Raw genomic sequence first — 18,798 nt, forward strand, 5'->3', positions numbered from 1 at the left:
AAAAAATGCGGTCAAGCTACAATGAAGGCATGGATGTGTCAACTGCCCCTTGTATCAAACGCCCAGTCTTTGTACCATTTGCCAAAACCGGATAATCCTGCGAGCAACCCGCGCATGCAACCGCACACACAGCAAACCCCATGGGCTTCTGCCATTCTGCCCATTGCCTCAATTTTTTCGTTCCGCATGCTCGGACTCTTCATGCTCATCCCGGTTTTTACCGTCTACGCCGGACAATTGCGGGGTAATACGCCTTTTCTTGCCGGGCTTGCGCTCGGCGCTTATGGCCTTGCTCAGGGACTGCTGCAAATGCCCTTTGGCATTTTGTCGGATTATTTTGGCCGCAAGCCTCTGCTGACCATTGGCCTCATACTTTTTGCGCTTGGGAGCCTCATTGGAGTTTTTTCCGATTCCATCTACGGCGTGCTCCTCGCGCGAATCCTCCAGGGTACCGGCGCCATCGGCAGTGTACTGACGGCCTTGCTTGCGGACCTGACCCCCGCCTCAGAACGCACAAAAGCCATGGCAGTCATTGGCATTACGATTGGCGTCTCATTCAGCCTTGCCATGGTGACAAGCCCGGCCATCGCACAATATTCAGGACTTTCCGGCATTTTCGCCACCACCTTTGGGCTGGCCGTCTGCGGACTGCTGATGCTGCACCTTGTCGTCCCTACACCACCGCCAATCCCAAAGAACAGTGCGCCATTCACGGCGTTGCTCGCAGAAGTCGTGCGTATTCCAGCACTTCAGCGCCTTAACGCCGGCATTTTTATCCAGCATCTGATACTGACCTCGACTTTTTACGTTATCCCCATGCTCTTGAAGCATGCAGAGACTGCCAATGCCGCTGGGGCCTCATGGCGCATCTATCTGCCACTGGTCACCGGCTCCTTTCTCGCCATGCTCCCGCTTATCTATCTTGCTGAACGCAAAGGATACATGCGAAAAGTCTTTCCAGGATGCGTGCTCACTACGGCGCTTTGTCAGATTGGCATGGCGCTGACAAGCACTTTTGGCCTGCCCCTCATTACTGCGCTTTTCGTTTATTTCATCTGCTTTAATTTTCTCGAGGCGAGCCTGCCCTCGCTCATTTCGCGCGAGGCTGAAACTCGCGTTCGCGGAAGTGCCATGGGCGTTTATTCAAGCTGCCAGTTTCTCGGCATTTTTGCAGGCGGAACCCTTGCCGGTATGGTTTATGGCTATTTTGGAACCCATGGCATTTTCATCATGAACGGCATTTTTGGGCTGCTCTGGGCGGTCATCGCACGCAAGGCCGGCACCCCTCAGGTGGTTTTGGACAGAAAAATAGGCTTATAATCGCACATTACAATTTAAATCAGTGGAGAGCATCATGGCACGCGGGATTAACAAGGTCATACTTATCGGCAATATTGGCGGCGACCCGGAAGTTCGGTATATGCCCAATGGAAACGCGGTCGCCACCCTTTCGGTTGCCACCAGTGAAGCCTGGAAAGACAAACAAACTGGCGAGCGTCAGGAGCGCACGGAATGGCATCGCGTTGTCTGCTTCAACCGCCTTGGTGAAATTGCCGGAGAATATCTGCGAAAGGGCAGTAAAGTTTATGTTGAAGGCAGCCTGCGCACCCGAAAATGGCAGGACCAGCAGGGCCAGGAACGCTACACGACCGAGATTGTTGCGGCTGAACTGCAGATGCTCGATGGCAAAGGCGGGGCCTCTGGCGCGTTTGACGACCAGGGCACCATGGGTGCTCCGGCACCTCAGCAGGCCTCCCGCCGTCCTCAGGCATCGGCACCCGCAAGTGCTGAAAATGCCTTTGATGAACTGGACGATGATATCCCGTTCTAAAGACCTGCATGTCTGCCGCCCGCGAAACCATCGGTGCGGCAGACATGCGTTTTGCATTTTGCACATTTGTGCTAAAATTGAACCCGTTTTCTCCAATAGCCAGAACTCACCATGCAGGACACGCTTCAACAGTTTGAGCAGCGCAAACGCGACCACATCGCCCTTGCCCTTATGCCTGAGAATGAGGCGCGTGAATGGAATGCGCTCGATGCTATCCGCCTGCGCCATGAAGCACTGCCAGAACTCGACTTTGACGAGCTTGCATTAACGACAACCCGTTTCGGCCAGACTGTCAGCACGCCTTTGCTGGTCAGCTCCATGACCGCCGGACATCGGGATGCCGCGCGTGTCAACCGCCATCTGATGGAAGCCTGTTCCATACGCGGCTGGGCCATGGGAGTCGGCTCACAACGGCGTGAACTGACTGATACCGCTGCTGCGGCCGAATGGGCGTCTCTTGTTCGCGACTTTCCAAATGTCGCGCGCTTTGGCAACCTTGGCATTGCCCAGCTGATTGTGACCCCCATCGTAGAGGTGGAGCGCCTTGTCGACAATCTTGAAGCCAGCGCTTTTATTATTCACTGTAATCCGCTGCAGGAGTGCATTCAGCCTGAAGGCACCCCTTCTTTTCGCGGCGCCCTTGAGGCGGTCAAACGTCTCGCGCATGCTCTGCCAGTACCAGTAATTGTGAAGGAAACCGGCTGCGGTTTTTCAGCAGACACCTTGAAGCGTCTCGCAGACACCGCTATTGCTGCTGTTGATGTCAGCGGACTTGGCGGCACACACTGGGGACGGATTGAAAGTCACCGTACCGGGGATGACGCTCGGCGTACAGCCGCAGGAGCGGCCTTTCGCGACTGGGGCATTGATACCGTGAGCAGCCTGCGTGCGGCTGTCGAGAGTGGTATGCCGTATGAAGTCTGGGGCTCTGGCGGTGTACGTCACGGTCTTGATGTTGCACGACTTCTCGCACTGGGGGCCAGCACCGTTGGTCTCGCAAAACCGATGCTGGAGCCCGCCCTTTCCAGTGTAGAAGCGGTTTGCGAGTGCATGGAAGCCACTGAATATGCGCTCAAAGTCGCCATGTTTTGTACAGGAAGCGCTACGATTTCCATGCTTCGGGGGAAATATGCCATTGAACGATGAAGCCCGCGCCCTTTTTTCCGGGTTTTCAAAACTCACCCGTGAAGAGCGCTATGCGCGGCTCATGGCAATGGGGGCACTGACGGCAGAAGATGTTCAGTTCCTCGAGAATGGCGCTGTCAAGGACATCAGCCTTGGCGAGAAATTTATTGAGAATGTCATCGGTTATTTTCAGCTGCCACTGGGGGTTGCCACCCATTTTTGCATTGATGGCGTGGAGCGGGTCATTCCACTTGCCGTGGAAGAAACTTCTATCATCGCGGCTCTTTCCAAAACGGCCAAATGGATTCACCAGCATGGCAGTATCACCACCAGCCACGCCGGAGAATGTATTCTCGGGCAGATTCAATTTGCAAAAATCCCCGATTTTGAGCGATTTTCACGGATTTTTAACGACAATAAGCACTTTTTAATCGAACTTGCCAATAAGGACGCGGCCGCAGGAATGGTCGCACGAGGCGGGGGAGTCAGGGACATGTGCATTCGCAGACTTTCACGCGAAGACGGTGGCATCATGGCGGTGATTCATCTGACCCTGAACAGCTGTGACGCGATGGGTGCAAACTGCATCAATCAGGTGCTTGAATTCTTAAGTGGCCCGATTGAACGGCTGACCGGCGAGCGGGCCAGCATGTGCATTCTTTCGAACCTCAACGATGAAAAGCTCGCATCGGCCCGAGTGGAACTGCGTGGCATCGACCCGGAGCTTGGGGCGCGCATTGAAGAAGCCTCGCGCTTTGCGGAAATGGACCCCTACCGTGCCGCCACCCACAACAAGGGCATCATGAACGGTATCGATCCGGTCTTGATTGCTACCGGCAACGACTGGCGTGCGGTTGAGGCAGGGGTGCATGCGTTTGCGGCACGCTTTGGCCAGTATCAGTCGCTGTCGCGCTGGCGTTATCAGAATCACACGCTGACCGGCACCCTTACAGCACCTCTGGTCGCCGGGATTGTAGGTGGCGTAACTGCAACGCATCCAACAGCGCAAATGTGCCTTCGCATGTTAAACGTTGAATCAGCCGAGATGCTGTCACGGATTCTTGCGGCTGTAGGGCTCGTGCAAAACCTGGGCGCTCTGCGCGCACTGTGCACTGAAGGCATTATTCAGGGGCACATGAAGCTGCACATCGATAACCTGATACTGGCTGCCGGCGCCAGTGAGCAGGAGCGCCCTCTGCTCAAATTCCGCATGCAGCAATGGCTGGTAACGCACCGGCGCATCAGTCTGAGTCATGCGCAGCATCTGCTGCATGAAGTGCGAACGGCGCAAACGGCATGAAGCGCTTCATTCCCGCCAAAACCTTTTTGAGTGGCGAGTACGTGGCGCTTAAAGGTGGGCCGGCTGTTATTTTGACCACTACACCCTGTTTTGAAGTCACACAGACCGAAGATGTTCGGGAGTCCAATCTTCATCCGTCCTCTCCGGCCGGGCGTTATCTGCAGGCCCTTGGCGATAAAGGCGTTCATTTTTACGATCCCTATCAGGGGCTCGGCGGTCTTGGCGCATCGAGTGCACAATTTGTTGGTGTGTACCAGGGCAAACATGCGCGAGTCGATGATGGCCGGCTTCTCGAAGCGTATTTTGATGCCGCCTGGCAGGGAACTGGCGCACGTCCAAGTGGCTATGACGTGCTCGCACAGGCACGCTCTGGTTGTGTGTGTATTCACCGAAATGCAGGGGTGATTGAGCACATGCCGTGGCCATTCACGGAAATTGGCTTTGTCATTGTGCACACTGGAAAAAAGCTCGCTACGCACACGCATCTAGAGTCACTGGAGACACTTGACTACTCGCATCTTGATGCGGCGGCACTGGCAGTTTTTAATGCCTTTCGCACGGCAAACGCAGCTGCACTGCCTGAAGCGGTTAATGCGTTTCAGGAGGCGCTGACTCAGTCGGCACTTACTGCCCCACACAGCCTGCAGGCGCTTAATACGCTCGGCATATATCCCGAAGTACTGGCGGCCAAAGCCTGTGGTGCGATGGGTGCTGATACCCTGTTGCTGTTGACAGCGGCGCATACCGAGCAATCGCTTGGCAGACAACTGGCAGAAAAAGGATGGAATGTCCTTGCTACGCGGCAGAATTTGTTTAACATTGACACAACAACCGTGAAAGCTGAAAATATTTACAGCAAATCCACTTGAATTTTTGCACCAATCAGTTATCATTTCACCCTCTTTGGGCCGTTAGCTCAGTCGGTAGAGCAGTGGGCTTTTAACCCATGTGTCATAGGTTCGACCCCTATACGGCCCACCATTATTGGATGCAGCTCCATAATGGCGGAGAAAAACATGCTGCAAACGGGCCGTTAGCTCAGTCGGTAGAGCAGTGGGCTTTTAACCCATGTGTCATAGGTTCGACCCCTATACGGCCCACCACCCTCACGGGAAGATACACCGAATACACATCTCCATGCGCTCGTAGCTCAGCTGGATAGAGTACTTGGCTTCGAACCAAGGTGTCGGGGGTTCGAGTCCCTCCGAGCGCGCCATATAAAATCAAGTACTTAGCTATGATTTTTGGGTCTTTCCCAATTACGGGGGCACTCACCATTAACAACAGAGCACCCTAACACGAGTTCTGTAATTTTCAAAGTTACGAAAGCCATAAGCTCTTCTTTGTATTAACTTCATCTTTCTATGAAACCCTTCTGTAATGCCATTTGACTTTCTAAACCGCCACATGCGTACTATCTCTTCTTTCCATTGACAAAATGTTTTACCAAGCACTGCCAATGCTTTAAATGGACTATTTTTCAGTTCATCCAGCATATTTAAAAACTGAGGGATCATTTTCTTACACCAATCTTTATTCATGGATTTGTGTAAGAGTAACGCATGAATTTGTTGCTGGAACTGATATATAGCGTTTATAGCGGGATTGTCTTGAAGGAATGCATCCCGCTTAAGTCGCCGTTGAGGAGTCAATCTATCAGGTCGTGTACGCAGTAAAGCCAATATACCCCGATTACTTTTTATTTGGCTCGATAGTTCGCGATAGGTCATCATACATTGATGTTGAAGCAAGCGAATAACATGAAATCGGTCAGCCACAATTTTTGCATTGGGAAAATGTTTTTTTACAATAGAGCGGTAAGTACTACTTAAATCCATACAAACCACCTTGACGCGTTCTTTTCCGGTAAGGGAGGCCAGATAACTGGCAAGATCAGATTCACTTCGGCCTTTCACAATATCAAACACCTTATGTTTTTTCAGGTCACACAGCGTTGTGGCAAATCCCTGTTTTCGGCTAAAGAAGTGCTCATCAATACCCAGTACAGTTGGACATGGTGTATTCATCAACTCTTTAGCCTGCTCCTGATATTGTCGATGATACCAACGCTCAATCGTAGCTTTCCCTTTATTAAATTGCTGAGCAAGGTCTTTTTGGGAAATTCCTCGCGTGTGGTTATGAAATACCGCTGCCTGTAAACGCCAGGTTGAACGCTGATGCTTATTGATGCCAGGAAACTGCTGATTTCCGTAGCGCTGGCATGTATTGCAATACAGTTTATAGGCCTTAAATCGCAAAAGGCTGCGGCGATGACCAATTAATTCATGAGCTACGGTTCGTATATAAGATGCCTTTTTACGCACTGCTTTGCTATTGCAATGGGCACAGCGAGGTAATCGTTGATACGAAATATCCAATATCAGTGGTTGATAACCACTCACTTTTTGTATGGTAAATCCAGGTAAATTTAAGATAAGATTATGCTTGGGCACTTTAATCTCCAATTTGATCGCGAAATCAATTAGTTAGTCTAGACTAACTTGATTAAAGTGCCCCCTTATTTGGGGTAGAGCCTGATTTTTGTCTTGGGAACCAAGTCGGGGTGACGAAAACGTGCCCGAGACCCTTTCAGTCGCTTTCTGCAAATGACACGCAACACCGAATCATATTCAACCCGGATGTTCCCCGTTTTTTTACACTCCAAGACATCCCTCCTGATAATGAAGGTATTTGAAAGCAGATTTTTCCTTTTATAATGCAAATTTTGCAGATCGTGAATACAACAGATTCTGGTACAATTCTGACATGAGTAACTCCTTACTTCGCTTTTGTCACAAGATGAATTATTCCGCATCTCGCTCAAATATTTGCCAGTTTTGTTGGCCAAACTAACGATCGAGCTAACATAAATATATGGAGATTTTTTATAATGAGCACAGATACTTTCGGAAACAGCTCCATATTAATTTATCAGGACAAAAATAATAATATTCATACCGAAGTGCAATTAGAAAATGAAACCGTTTGGCTGACTCAGTCTCAAATGGTAGACTTATTTAAAAAATCCAAACAAAACATAAGCTTACATATACGTAATATTTTTAATGAAGGTGAGCTTATTGAGAAACCGGTTGTCAAGGAATCCTTGACAACTGCCACCGATGGAAAAGCATATAAAACAAAATATTACAGTTTGGACGTTATCATTTCCGTTGGTTATCGCATTAAATCGAAGCAAGGTACTCAGTTCAGGATTTGGGCCAACAAGGTGCTCAAAGAATATTTGATACAGGGTTACGCGTTGGATCAAGAACGCTTAAAAAATCAGCAACAACAAATTAAAGAACTCGAAAAAGCCTTGGCTTTATTTCAAAAAGCACAACTTGATGCTTTAAGCCAGACTGAAGCAAGCGGACTGTTAACCGTTTTAACAGAGTATACACACAGTTTTATATTGTTAAATCAATTTGATACCGGTAATTTTCCGACTGGTGCCTTGAATACACATATAACCTGTGAGATTGATTATCAGGCTGCCATACGTGCGATAGAAGACCTGAAGCACCGCTTAATGATGCGTCAAGAGGCCACAGAGTTATTTGGGCAACCCAAAGATGAAAGCTTTCAAGGGATTCTCGGCAACATCATACAGAGTTTTAGTGGCCAATATTTATACCCAAGCATTGAAGAACAGGCGGCGCATCTATTGTACTTTATTATTAAAAATCATCCTTTCACGGATGGCAATAAACGAATCGGGGCTTTTATGTTTATCTGGTTCCTGCAGATGAACAAACATCATTTGAAAGAAAATGGCAATGCAAAAATCAATGATAACGCACTGGTCGCCATTGCCCGTTGTCAAGTACTTGGTTTTATCATGAGATGTGTCGAAAACGTGACGTAAATTCTTCGGTTCTTTCTCTAATCCGGGGGCACTTCAGTCATCCACAAAGCACTCTAACTCTTAGTCTGTAATTTTCAAAATTTCTAAACCCATAAGCCCTGCGTTGAACCAGTTTCATCTTTCGATAAACTTTTTACCTGGCGCAATAATCCCCGGCGTGTCATCATGGATTTTTACTGAAGTACCCAATTGGTATTAGAGCAGTGACATTTTAGCAAATGTATAACTATTGAATGTACTCTATCAGGTGGTGTATTAAGTTTGTTTTTGACTTAAAGATATGATGGTACTTATTTGGTGGTCTAAATCATGAATAAAAACAATACCCTGGCCGCAAAAGTTCTCACTTACGCTGGTATTATCCCTTTTATTGCACTCGGTACGGCAGTTTCCCTGCATATTGGCGGTTTGGATTATAGCCTTGCCTTATTTGCCTATGGCGCCGTCATCATCGCATTTCTGTGTGGAATACATTGGGCGACATTTCTGTTTTTTTCAGAAAAATGTGCGCGTAATCTGTTGTTGTACAGCAATATAATAACGCTCGTTGGGTGGTTATCAGTACTGTCTATTAAGACTTATTTGACTTTCGCACTGCAAATCTTATGTTTTCTATCTTTACTGATTCTTGACCTGGAGCTTTATCGTAAAAAATTGATTCCTTTGTGGTTTTTTCACTTACGTCGTAATGCAACGATAGCCGTTACTTTGTCGCTTTTACTGACGGCATACTTTACCAGTATTTTTTGAGTGGTCATTGGCTTAACAAATAATTAAAAGGAGATGGCAACAGCTGATGAGCGCCATCTCCAAAGAAGCTGTTATTTAGGCAGCAGTACTTGATTCACAACATGAATGACACCGTTTGAAGCCTTAACGTCGGCCTGTATAACTTCCGCACTATTAACGTATACTTTTCCATCTTTTACCGTAATATCGACATCCTGCCCACCCAGCGTTTTAACCATACCCGGTTGAATTTTATCTGAGGTAATGTCACCACTCACCACGTGATAAAGCAACACGGCTTTTAATTTCTCTGGATTAGCCAAAAGCGCATCCAAATCGGCCTTGGGAACAGCTGCAAATGCCTCATTGGTCGGTGCAAACACTGTAAAAGGACCTGTACCTTGTAGTGCGCTAACTAAATCAGCTTTTTTCAACAAAGTAACAAGGGTTGAAAAATCCTTATTGCCTGCAGCGATGTCAACAATTGTATTTCCTGCATATGCCGTCAGGCTAAATATGGAAACTAAAGCCACTAAAAAAAACTTTCTTAAAGTATTCATTTCAATGTCCTTAAAATTTAGAGCCATTTGTATGAAACTTAGATAGGTCCGGGGCACTGGAACAAAATTCAGGGAAAATAAGAGCTATTCCCATCTTGTTAGTCTAATCACCTTGCTCTCAGAATGGCTTATCCACAAGTCCATAGGCCAGGAGAGCTTTCATTGTCTCGGATAGGCCTGTTGACCCTGTGGGTAAGCCATGACACACGGAGCTCATGTTTTTTTACGGTGTTGAAAATACATGTCCGCTGGTGTGAAATATCTGAAGGACTGGTGCGGTCTTCGGTGGTTATAATAATCAAAGTATTCACATAATGCCAGCTCAACTTCTTCAATTGACTCAAAAGAATATCGATAGAGTTTTTCTTGTTTAACACTACGCCATAAACGCTCTATAAAAATATTATCAAGGTAGCGACCTCGCCCATCCATACTGATGGAGATCCTGTGGGTTTTTAGCGTGTTTATCCAGTCACTTGAGGTGAATTGTGACCCTTGATCAGTGTTGAAGATTTCACATCGTCCTTTCAGCAAAGCATTTCTAAGTGCTTCTACACAGAATTCAGCCTCAAGCGTTGGTGAAACGGCCCATTGAACCACATAGCGGCTATACCAATCCATAATGGCGAGCAAATAGACGTGACCGCCTTTCATCCTGACGTATGTGATATCCGCCGCCCATACTTGATCGGGTTTTGTGATATCGATATCTCGCAATAAATAGGGGTACACGGTGTGCTCTTTATTGGGTACGCTTGTATTTGGCTTTGGGTAGACGGTTTCTAACCCCATGACCTCCATGAGTCTCTTGATACGACGTCTACCAACAGTATAACCAACCTCTTTTGATAGCCATTGTGCGCGCTTAATTTTGCCTTCACAGGGATATTGGAGATAATGCTCGTCAAGCAGCGTCATTAATCGCTCATCTTCTGCTGATATGGAAGACGCCTTGTAATAGTAACTGGAAACGCTCAATCCGAGTAGCATGCACTGCTCTCGGATCGTTATTTCAGCGCTGCTATCGATGAGTCTGCGTTTTTCATCCAGGCTCAGATGGAAATTTTTTTTTTAACCAGGACAATTGTGCCTGGAGCCGACCAATTTCCTCATATAAGGCATCGATAAGTTCTGTTTGTGTTTTTTTATCTTTGTCGCGAGTGTTGGAAAACACGTCAGATATCGCTTGCAATGCCGTTTGCTTCCAGGCTTTAATTTGGGTAGCATGCACGCCGTACTCGCTGGTTAACTGGGCCTGGGTCAATTTCCCCTCAATGGCAGCAAGTGCAATCTTTGATTTTTTTGATGCAGTGTAATAATTTCGCTTTTTGGTCATCCTATTCTCCTCTTATAATAGAAGAATAGCTCTTAAAAATACCTTTTTTTCGTCCAAAAATCCGCGCCTATATCAAACAACCGATGTAATAGTAGTCCAGTACTTTTGATTATGCAATTTTGCCATTTCAATTTCATAATTTTTTACACCATAATAGAATGTATAATAGCTTAATAAATCGACGATTTTTTTTGATGTTTCATGCAGGCGGTTTGCGAGGAGAATATTTTCGTATAACAACTTCTCTCACGAATATGACACGGTACTGAAACCTTTTTGCGCCTGCATGCATGCCAAAACGCCGCATTTAAAGCCATATTATAGAATGAGGGCACGCCCTAATAAGAAAAGCGAGTGTTTGTTAGCCCTTTTAAAAGCGAGGGCAGATGTTCATGTACGCACAAAAATGGGAACACCTGCCTGCATCTCATGGCGATATATAAAAATCCGGCATATCTTGCCGTCTTTCATCAAAAGGGTGTAGATCTTTTCATTGAATACAACCAACCTGAGACAGTTCAAGACTGGCCTATAAAATGCGAAGATGAATCATTACCTACAGCTTTTTCAGAGTATTGGCCAAATTTAAGCAGCTTAAGAAGTCCAGTCGCCATGTGCTGAAAAAACCGAGGAGGCCTTAACCCCCTAAACAGGATGGCGCAAACCATGAAGATTACTGCAGACAAACACATACTGGCCAGGAAATTTTGACCACGCAACATGGCTTTGGTTAGAATGCTCTAACGCGCATTTAGAGCAAACAGCTACGCGCGACCTGTTCCAGTACCCTTCAACATGCTGTCACGCCAGAAGCCGTTATGAAAAAATTAGTCCAGCGATTATTGGAAGAGTTTCAGAATAATTACCCGGGGATATCCCTCGAAGCCATGACGATTATTATCGAAAGCCTGAGAGAAAAAGTCCGGGATAAAGGGTTTGCTTTTAATTGTCTGGCATTGTCACGCCAATACCGGGGAAGATTCGATGAGCTTCGGCAATTTCTGGATACTCTGGAACAGAGCATGGATAAACTGGCCAACCTGTCTCGTTGCCAGATCCTCGTTGAAATTGAGAGTCACTGGACCTGTATTGATATTCGTATTCGTGAGGGTAAACCGGATTTTTATATACTGGATGCTGCGAATTCTCCTTTTCTACTCCCCACCGCCGCCTATATTCATCAAAGATATCCGGATACGCTGATTAGATACAGTGGTGGTAATTTGCAAGTTTCTGAGGGTAATTGTAAATTTTTTGCGATTGCCATTGCTCTTGGCATGGCACGAATACCAGATTTGCATGATCATTTGGCTACAGCCATTCGAGACGAATCAAAAATCATCGCCGCCGGGCGAATTGACGTCATCATAGACGAATTAATTGCTGATGATTTTTGTTCGGCCAGTGCCAGGGAGCCTATTAGAAAGGCCTATGAGAAAATTGAATGTCTGCCCGTTGAGAATATGCCAGCATGTTTTGGAGAACTGCTAAAAACCATGCAACATCTGCGATTTTTTAGAACTGAAATCAAAGATAAAGGTTTTTTGAGAAGCAATGGAAAGCTCCTTGATTCCTATATTGCAAAACATACCCGGGATGTAGCAGTGGAGCCGGATAGCCCCCCAAAAAAACGAAACATGGCGGTAGAGCATTTCCATCAAAAAATATTTCAACAGGCGATTCACTACCTGAATTGTAACAGTCATGAAACCCTAAAAACAGCAATCCTCAAAAGAAACGCCGCCATTCAATCCCCTGCAATCCTGTTCAATTCGATAACGGAGGAGACGGCCGCGTCATCAGTTTGCATCGATAATCAGTTCATATAGTCGCCAAATTTTGATAAAGCATCGACCCATGCCCGCCTAATCCACACTTAATTATCGCAGCGACTTACTTATGACTCCTATTCTGCCTTACCACAATCTTTAATCTTCCTCTGAATTTTTAGGAACTAAACTCCCTGATATGCAGTGGTAACAGCCTGATGATGCGTTGTAGTCCAAGCTCGTTATTAACAGGCTTACAGGTAATGGGTAGTTGCAAGTGCCTGTTATTCACTCCACAAATTCAATAAACTACCCTCTCCATGATTGGTATGGTGTGCATGATGTTTTTTTCTCATTCCGTTGACCGCCACGCACTTGCACTATGTAAAACCTTATTTTCAAGTGACCCGGCGTTGATAGGAAAAATCCTTGCACATTATGCCATTTTTAATAATGACTCGGACTTTCAAGCCAACTTTAACCGTGCACTGCAAAAATTGGCGACAGGCTTATCAAAAAAAGCTGAAAAATTAGAACTTCAATTAGATGACATTACAAATGCTGATAAGCTTAATGTTTTGTTCTTGAGAGCATGGCTGGTTGAAGATTGTCCCAGTTTGTGGCTGGATGACGAAAAAAACATCCATCCAACGTTTATCAATCTGTTAGTCCATTTAGCCAGTAGCAGCGATTTCCATGCTAAAAGTCCACTGTCAAGCAGACAGGGATTTTCGTTATACCAAACGCTAGATTTAAATATTACTGCCCTTGGCAAGTCTCTACCAATGGTAGAGCGAGCTATTTGGATGCGTCTATCTCAAATTCCCGGCATTGATTTTAATGAATCTAATAATTACTGGGGAAACACCAGTTTGCATTTTAAAATTTCCAATGGACAATCGGAAGATACGATTCGCTTTATCAGAAATATTCTGACGTTACCCTCAGAGAGGAGCCGCCCGAGACTCGATGTGAACAGATTGTCAACGGGATTTGGTACAAGTCCACTGCATTTGGCTGTTGCCAAGGGATACAGGGATACGGATTCACGGAACGTACCGGTTCTCAGCTATGTGAGCCTCGTTAAGGAACTTTGCGAAGCAGGAGCAGATACCAACCTCAAAACAGCCCCTGTCTTGTGCCAGGAAATAAGCCAAAAATTTTTCTTAAAACCGCTTGCGATTCAAGCAGAGTTTACGGCGCTGCATATCGCCTGCGCGCGGCGGGATTTGGAACTAATCGCAATTTTGCTGGAATATTCTGCTAATCTAACCATCCGCAATGCAGATGGACTGACTCCCATCGATGTATTACAACTGCCTTATGAAAATCGCAAATGCATCGTTGACAGCATCAGCGGTCCGGGATTAAACAACTTCGAGACCTACGAACAGGAGCATTCATCAGAATCGCACCTGGCCGCTTGTTATCAATTGCTGCATGACGCCACGACAAGCCGCCAATCTCACTGTAGCCTGTCCAATGGCTAGAAGTTTTTGTTAAGTTACCTTTCAACGCTGCCAGCATCGCTTTGCGAATTACCAATGGAAGAATTTGGATGACAGAAGCAGTGTCGTCCAACTGGAACCGGTTCAGTTGCAATACGTCTGGAATGATAAGCCATCCTTGACCCAGTGATGGCGTCAAAAACACCATCGTCAAAAACTGATCTTTCCCGGGAAAATCGGACACCTTGCTAAGCAACTTTTCTGAATTCAAACAAATCTGGTGTTTGATACTCCAACCTTGAATGAAGCCGTTTTCGATTATAGTAAATTTCAATGTATTCGAATATATGATTTTTAGCGGTAGCGCGTGATAAAAATCTCTCGCCATGTATAGCTTCAACTTTGAAACTGTGATTCCAACTTTCCATTGCAGCATTGTCATAACAATCGCCTCGTTTGCTCATGCTGCAAGCAAGGCCTTGAATATTCAAAAGTTTCTGATGATCATGCGAACAGTACTGGCTGCCTCGATCCGAATGAATAACCAATCCTCGGGAAGGTTTACGCTTCCATATAGCCATTTGTAATGCGTCAATTACCAGTTGTTTGGTCATGCGTTCAGATAGCGCCCATCCAACGACCTTTCGAGAATACAGGTCCATCACCACCGCGAGGTAAAGCCATCCCTCTTCTGTATGACAGTAGGTGATATCACTGACACATTTTTCATTAGGGGTCTGTGCATTGAAATTTTGCTGCAACAGATTCGGCGCAAAAGGTAATTGGTGATTGCTGTTGGTCGTTGCCTTGAATTTCCTTGAGGATTTTGCACGCCAACCCTGTTCACGCATTATCCGGGCAACACGCTGTTTGCCGACCCGTTCACCTTCGCGGTTTAATCGTTTAGTAATCCGGGGTGTGCCTGCTCTGGAGCGTTCTTCGTCAAAAATTCCCCTTATTTTTTCAGCCAAATCACGATCCCGCTCAGTCCGTCTTGATGGCTTACGGCCAGCCCATGCATAATATCCACTGACTAACACGGACAACGCCCGACACATTAATTTGATTGGAAAGTGTTTCGATTCGTTCTTAATCATCGCATACTTCACTCCGTTTCCCTGGCAAAGTACGCCGCCGCCTTTTTTAGAAATACATTCTCTTCTGCAAGTCTTGCACATTCTCGCTTTAACCGTGCTAATTCAGCCTGCTGAAGCTTTTGGTGTTCAAGTGTAGTGCCGCCTTGTTTCTTCTTTGATCTCCACGAATACAATATCGCCTCGGCTATACCAAGATCTTTGGCTACCTGGGGGACGCCTTCCTTCGCTGCCCGTTCTACTGCTTGATCTTTAAACTGGGGACTATATTTATTTCTGATGATTTTTTGATCTGATTTATTATTGTTCATTTTTCACCTCTGCTTTAGATTTTACTCTCTTAGCAGGGTGTCCAACAAATCAGGGCAGGATCACCTGCATGCAACCCGAGAAAATGGAGAATGTTTACGATTTTCCACCAAATCATTGCAATGTTGTACACTGTGCTTTATCTTGTGTGAATTATTGATTATTTGATTATATTTAAGATATTAGTGTAATATTTTGATTAAACGCTCAGATAAAAATATAAATGAATAATCTTGCTTTGCAGAAAGGGGTGCCAAATTCTTTAGTCATTGCTGGCAATATAAAAAAGTTGATGGTTGCTAATAATTTATCTGATGCGCAGCTGGCCCGTGCAATTGGTGTATCTATAATGACTATACGCCGGGTAACCTCTGGAGAAACAGAAGACCCTAGAATTTCCACTCTTAATCTAATAGCAAGTTATTTCAAAATAAGTGTTGACTCCTTATTAGAAAATAATGAAAGGCCTATCCAATTAACTCAGAACAACAAACCGAAATTTATTCCAGTATTAGATTGGGAAACCATTGAAAAAATTGATGAAAATAAAAAAAATGATTATTCTCAGTGGGATAAATGGTATCCATTGATACAAAACGATAACTTAAATTTAAATGATATGGCGTTTGCTCTTGAAAGCAAACCATCTATGCAGCCACGATTTCCCAAAGGCACATTATTCATTATTAATCCGAACGAATCTATAATAGACAATGATTTGGTATTAGTTCAATTGAAAACATCAAAAGCAATATCTTTAAGAGAGATAGTTATCGATCCACCTCAATGGATACTGCGGTCGATAATATCCGGTTCAGATCCAATATATTTTAATTCTGATGAACATGATATCATTGGTGTCGTTGTTTTGACTGTATACCACTCCAGATAGTTTAGTGGAAATGTTGTTTTATGTTAGATGCAGCCTTAAATCAATCTAAAGACACTGTTAATTCAAAATATCTGCAATTCATCACGATACTTTTTACATCGTTATGGCTCATATCAACAATTGCTGCTGTCAAACAAGTTTATTTCTGGGGGATAACATTAACCGGGGGATTCATAATATTCCCTGTTGTAGCATACTTAAATATCATGCTGGTTGATATATACGGATTTAAAGCCTCAAGAAGCGCAATATGGTATGGAACCATGGTAAATATTTTATATATATTTTCAATGTATACAGTTTCGATTCTTCCTCCAGCGCCTCATTGGAATCTATCCCAAGAATTTGACTCAATATTAATGCCACAAGTAAGGTTGATATCTGCATCATTAATCGCTTTTTGGGCCTCAGGATTTACCAATAATTATTTGATGGCAAAAATGAAACTTGTAGGACACCCACTTTTTTTCAGGATACTCCTTGCTGCGTTTCTCTCAATAACTATCGATTTGGTTCTATATCTTTCAATAGGATTTTATGGGACATTACCTATAGAAAATTTAAAAGAAATTTTTATTTTTGCATATTTCAAAAAAATCCTATGTGAACTGTTCTTGCTGCCAGTCGCATGGATACTAATAGATTATGTAAAGAAAGTTGAAGGATTTGAGATTTATGACTCTAGTACAAAATTCACCCCTTTTTCATTTGATAATGTTTACAATATAAACGATTATAGAAAACCGAACTCAGACAAAGTAATAGTTTAATTAATGTGAATCTGATATTAGATGTATACGTTTAATTCAATAATTTCGTTGATTTTTAATTATTTGATGCGTAATCTTAAAAAGATCCATTATAAAGGTTACGATGAAAAAAAGCGTCATATAATTATTTATAATAGATTGTCGAGGTCTTATACATTTTTGAATCTTAGTGAAATTGTTTATGATAGCTTTATTATATCAAACATATCCTCCGCATCGGCATCCATTATTGGATATCATTACGGATTACATTACAATGAAATGAATATGGCCAACAAAGCTAATTTTCATGGTTTTTCTCTGAATACTAAAGGAAATTATGATTATTATCTGTTATCAATGAATAGAAATAAAAATGTAAATATTGGTTCTATTTCCAACTGCTTTAATGCTTTAAATGTTAATCCATGTGAAATAATTTGTAGGAAAGAGTTAATTGAGCAGTTTCATCCTATTCAAGCATGTTTCATTGGTATGCTTGCAGGGATAAAAACATCAAAGGCTGGCTGACACCTGCGAAGTCATATGACCTGAATTATAAATAACTGATACCAATTGCCCAATCTCATCAGATTCACCAAGAACTAATTCAAACTCATCTCCAAACCCCAAATCATTAGAATCAATTACAGATTCGATTTTAAGTGCATCCTTTATATAGTTAAACAAAGTCAAATGAGGGTCATATTTATCTTGTCGTATAGGCGAGGCAATTGGTTTTATTTTTTCAAAGAGAGCATGCAACTCTAAAGTTTCATTGGGTATTATCGATAACCAATTTATTTTACCATCAAAACTAATATTACTCCATTTATTAAATGTAAAATATAATGTTTTATTCTCAACTTTCTCACATATCTTTTGCCAAACCGATTCAATATCGGTTGGTTCCGAATAAAATTGACTAACGGTAATGTGTGGTAATGAGTTAATTCCTAAGCAATATCCCGCTAAACACTCCCTTCTACAATTAATCATGGAAGTTATTTTTCCTCCCATGTTTTTCGGTATTAATGCGACATTGTATCTTGGCATAATATTTACTAATCGTATATTTATAAAGCCATATTGTAATAGATAGTAGCTCCTGACTAAATAGGTCAGAGGTACTCATTTCATAATATTACGTAATGTTGCAGTCTGCGAAAAAATGGTTAGGGAAATTAGGGGGAGAGCATTGCTGACACAGGTCTAAACAACATTTAATTCAAGTATGTAGAGCAAGTGTTTGAGCCTTTAGTCAGGAAAGCTACCTGATGCCATACATCACGAATGAAATTTCCTCAGATGTCAAGAAGATATCTCGATATTAATTTAGCTTTGGTAGCATTCGCTACTGTTAACATTATGCTCTTATATCGAGTATAACTCGATTGTAGACCGATCTTAACAATAAAGTTATAATATAAAACTAATTTGTTTTGATTCTTTATAATCATTTTCCAGCTTGGAAATGAACAGTATCAATAAGATTTTAAAGAACCCATATGCAAATCAGAAAATATTTAATTTAAATCAATCAGATAACAAGGAGCAAAGGATGTGTGTGGTGGATTTTTCAACAAGATCTTTCAAACAAAGAGTATATTTACATGCTTTGATACATCAAATTAACATAAGCACGGATATTATAGCTGCATTACTGGAAGTGCCACTTGAGCTTATTGTGGATGTATACGCAGGGAACTCATTATTAAATGATGTTTCGTCACTTAAGTTACTAAAATTGATAGCAATATACTCAGATCCGTCACGCGTTGACTGATT

20 protein-coding genes, 3 tRNA genes and 1 pseudogene are annotated in these 18,798 nt (G+C 43.7%); 16 read left to right on the plus strand and 8 right to left on the minus strand.

Translation table 11 applies throughout. The features are described 5' to 3' along the window. The first annotated feature begins 114 nt into the window (after positions 1-114). The 8 genes from E4T54_RS04810 to E4T54_RS04845 all read left to right on the plus strand — a co-directional run bounded on the left by E4T54_RS04810 (position 115) and on the right by E4T54_RS04845 (position 5,472). Positions 115-1,320, plus strand: coding sequence for an MFS transporter (locus E4T54_RS04810; protein ID WP_167755236.1), 1,206 nt, complete (start codon positions 115-117; stop codon positions 1,318-1,320). A gap of 34 nt (positions 1,321-1,354) precedes the next feature. After that, positions 1,355-1,831 (plus strand): single-stranded DNA-binding protein, encoded by a 477-nt coding sequence (gene ssb, locus E4T54_RS04815; protein ID WP_028385972.1) that lies wholly within the window; start codon positions 1,355-1,357, stop codon positions 1,829-1,831. Between the two features lie 111 nt (positions 1,832-1,942). Beyond that, positions 1,943-2,977, plus strand: coding sequence for a type 2 isopentenyl-diphosphate Delta-isomerase (gene fni, locus E4T54_RS04820; RefSeq protein WP_028385973.1), 1,035 nt, complete (start codon positions 1,943-1,945; stop codon positions 2,975-2,977). Further along, positions 2,961-4,256: a hydroxymethylglutaryl-CoA reductase, degradative gene (locus E4T54_RS04825; RefSeq protein ID WP_028385974.1), complete on the plus strand. Its 1,296-nt coding sequence runs from the start codon at positions 2,961-2,963 to the stop codon at positions 4,254-4,256. The genes fni and E4T54_RS04825 overlap by 17 nt, the downstream gene beginning before the upstream one ends. Next, the gene (locus tag E4T54_RS04830; protein ID WP_028385975.1) at positions 4,253-5,125 is read left to right on the plus strand and encodes a hypothetical protein; all 873 of its coding nucleotides are present in this window, start codon (positions 4,253-4,255) and stop codon (positions 5,123-5,125) included. Before E4T54_RS04825 ends, E4T54_RS04830 begins: the two co-directional genes overlap by 4 nt. A gap of 36 nt (positions 5,126-5,161) precedes the next feature. Further along, positions 5,162-5,237 (plus strand) — tRNA-Lys (locus E4T54_RS04835). 46 nt (positions 5,238-5,283) lie between these two features. Next, a tRNA-Lys gene (locus tag E4T54_RS04840) sits at positions 5,284-5,359 on the plus strand. Between the two features lie 36 nt (positions 5,360-5,395). Next, a tRNA-Arg gene (locus tag E4T54_RS04845) sits at positions 5,396-5,472 on the plus strand. A 61-nt stretch (positions 5,473-5,533) separates the two neighbouring features. Here the strand turns inward: E4T54_RS04845 and E4T54_RS04850 are convergent. Beyond that, on the minus strand, positions 5,534-6,709 hold the full coding sequence (locus tag E4T54_RS04850) for an ISL3 family transposase (RefSeq protein ID WP_115152802.1): 1,176 nt from the start codon (positions 6,707-6,709) through the stop codon (positions 5,534-5,536). Between the two features lie 437 nt (positions 6,710-7,146). Here E4T54_RS04850 and E4T54_RS04855 point away from each other — a divergent pair, with 437 nt between their 5' ends. Further along, on the plus strand, positions 7,147-8,124 hold the full coding sequence (locus E4T54_RS04855; RefSeq protein WP_051550979.1) for a virulence RhuM family protein/type II toxin-antitoxin system death-on-curing family toxin: 978 nt from the start codon (positions 7,147-7,149) through the stop codon (positions 8,122-8,124). Between the two features lie 37 nt (positions 8,125-8,161). Here E4T54_RS04855 and E4T54_RS12180 read toward each other — a convergent pair. Beyond that, positions 8,162-8,251 (minus strand): annotated as a pseudogene (locus E4T54_RS12180) (transposase); the annotation flags it as partial. Positions 8,252-8,433: 182 nt separating this feature from the next. Here E4T54_RS12180 and E4T54_RS04865 point away from each other — a divergent pair. Further along, complete coding sequence (locus tag E4T54_RS04865; RefSeq protein ID WP_028386906.1) at positions 8,434-8,874, plus strand: DUF3429 domain-containing protein; 441 nt, start codon at positions 8,434-8,436, stop codon at positions 8,872-8,874. 71 nt (positions 8,875-8,945) lie between these two features. Here the strand turns inward: E4T54_RS04865 and E4T54_RS04870 are convergent, their stop codons facing one another. The 3 genes from E4T54_RS04870 to E4T54_RS04880 form a co-directional block, all read right to left on the minus strand. Then, the gene (locus E4T54_RS04870; protein WP_028386907.1) at positions 8,946-9,413 is read right to left on the minus strand and encodes a fasciclin domain-containing protein; all 468 of its coding nucleotides are present in this window, start codon (positions 9,411-9,413) and stop codon (positions 8,946-8,948) included. 213 nt (positions 9,414-9,626) lie between these two features. Then, positions 9,627-10,469 carry an IS3 family transposase gene (locus tag E4T54_RS04875; RefSeq protein WP_058387102.1) on the minus strand — a complete coding sequence of 281 codons (843 nt, stop codon included), beginning with the start codon at positions 10,467-10,469 and terminating at the stop codon, positions 9,627-9,629. Next, positions 10,456-10,749, minus strand: a complete 294-nt coding sequence (locus E4T54_RS04880) for a hypothetical protein (protein ID WP_115152800.1) — start codon at positions 10,747-10,749, stop codon at positions 10,456-10,458. The genes E4T54_RS04875 and E4T54_RS04880 overlap by 14 nt, the downstream gene beginning before the upstream one ends. An 818-nt stretch (positions 10,750-11,567) precedes the next feature. On the opposite strand from E4T54_RS04880, the gene E4T54_RS04885 reads away from it, so the two are divergent. Beyond that, entirely contained in the window at positions 11,568-12,578 is a 1,011-nt protein-coding gene (locus E4T54_RS04885; protein WP_028385848.1) for a hypothetical protein, read from the plus strand. A gap of 260 nt (positions 12,579-12,838) precedes the next feature. Then, positions 12,839-14,008 carry an ankyrin repeat domain-containing protein gene (locus E4T54_RS04890; RefSeq protein ID WP_081776700.1) on the plus strand — a complete coding sequence of 390 codons (1,170 nt, stop codon included), beginning with the start codon at positions 12,839-12,841 and terminating at the stop codon, positions 14,006-14,008. 206 nt (positions 14,009-14,214) lie between these two features. Here E4T54_RS04890 and E4T54_RS04895 read toward each other — a convergent pair whose 3' ends face one another. Next, a complete protein-coding gene (locus E4T54_RS04895) occupies positions 14,215-15,063 on the minus strand; it encodes an IS3 family transposase (protein WP_420795128.1) in 849 nt (282 codons plus the stop codon). 8 nt (positions 15,064-15,071) lie between these two features. Further along, the gene (locus E4T54_RS12185; RefSeq protein WP_028385851.1) at positions 15,072-15,371 is read right to left on the minus strand and encodes a transposase; all 300 of its coding nucleotides are present in this window, start codon (positions 15,369-15,371) and stop codon (positions 15,072-15,074) included. A gap of 221 nt (positions 15,372-15,592) precedes the next feature. Between E4T54_RS12185 and E4T54_RS04900 the strand changes: the two genes are divergently transcribed. The 3 genes from E4T54_RS04900 (at position 15,593) to E4T54_RS04910 (ending at position 17,541) form a co-directional block, all read left to right on the plus strand. Next, positions 15,593-16,261 carry a helix-turn-helix domain-containing protein gene (locus tag E4T54_RS04900; RefSeq protein ID WP_051550813.1) on the plus strand — a complete coding sequence of 223 codons (669 nt, stop codon included), beginning with the start codon at positions 15,593-15,595 and terminating at the stop codon, positions 16,259-16,261. A 20-nt stretch (positions 16,262-16,281) separates the two neighbouring features. Next, positions 16,282-17,031, plus strand: a complete 750-nt coding sequence (locus E4T54_RS04905) for a queuosine precursor transporter (RefSeq protein WP_028385853.1) — start codon at positions 16,282-16,284, stop codon at positions 17,029-17,031. A 267-nt stretch (positions 17,032-17,298) separates the two neighbouring features. Then, positions 17,299-17,541, plus strand: coding sequence for a hypothetical protein (locus E4T54_RS04910; RefSeq protein ID WP_028385854.1), 243 nt, complete (start codon positions 17,299-17,301; stop codon positions 17,539-17,541). On the opposite strand, the gene E4T54_RS04915 is transcribed toward E4T54_RS04910, so the two are convergent. Continuing rightward, entirely contained in the window at positions 17,527-18,066 is a 540-nt protein-coding gene (locus tag E4T54_RS04915; RefSeq protein WP_131793743.1) for a 2'-5' RNA ligase family protein, read from the minus strand. The genes E4T54_RS04910 and E4T54_RS04915 overlap by 15 nt on opposite strands. 412 nt (positions 18,067-18,478) lie before the next feature. Here E4T54_RS04915 and E4T54_RS04920 point away from each other — a divergent pair, with 412 nt between their 5' ends. Then, positions 18,479-18,796, plus strand: coding sequence for a hypothetical protein (locus tag E4T54_RS04920; RefSeq protein WP_167755238.1), 318 nt, complete (start codon positions 18,479-18,481; stop codon positions 18,794-18,796). Positions 18,797-18,798 lie beyond the last annotated feature (2 nt).

The sequence above is a fragment of the Legionella geestiana genome, from assembly GCF_004571195.1.
GTDB lineage: Bacteria > Pseudomonadota > Gammaproteobacteria > Legionellales > Legionellaceae > Legionella_B > Legionella_B geestiana.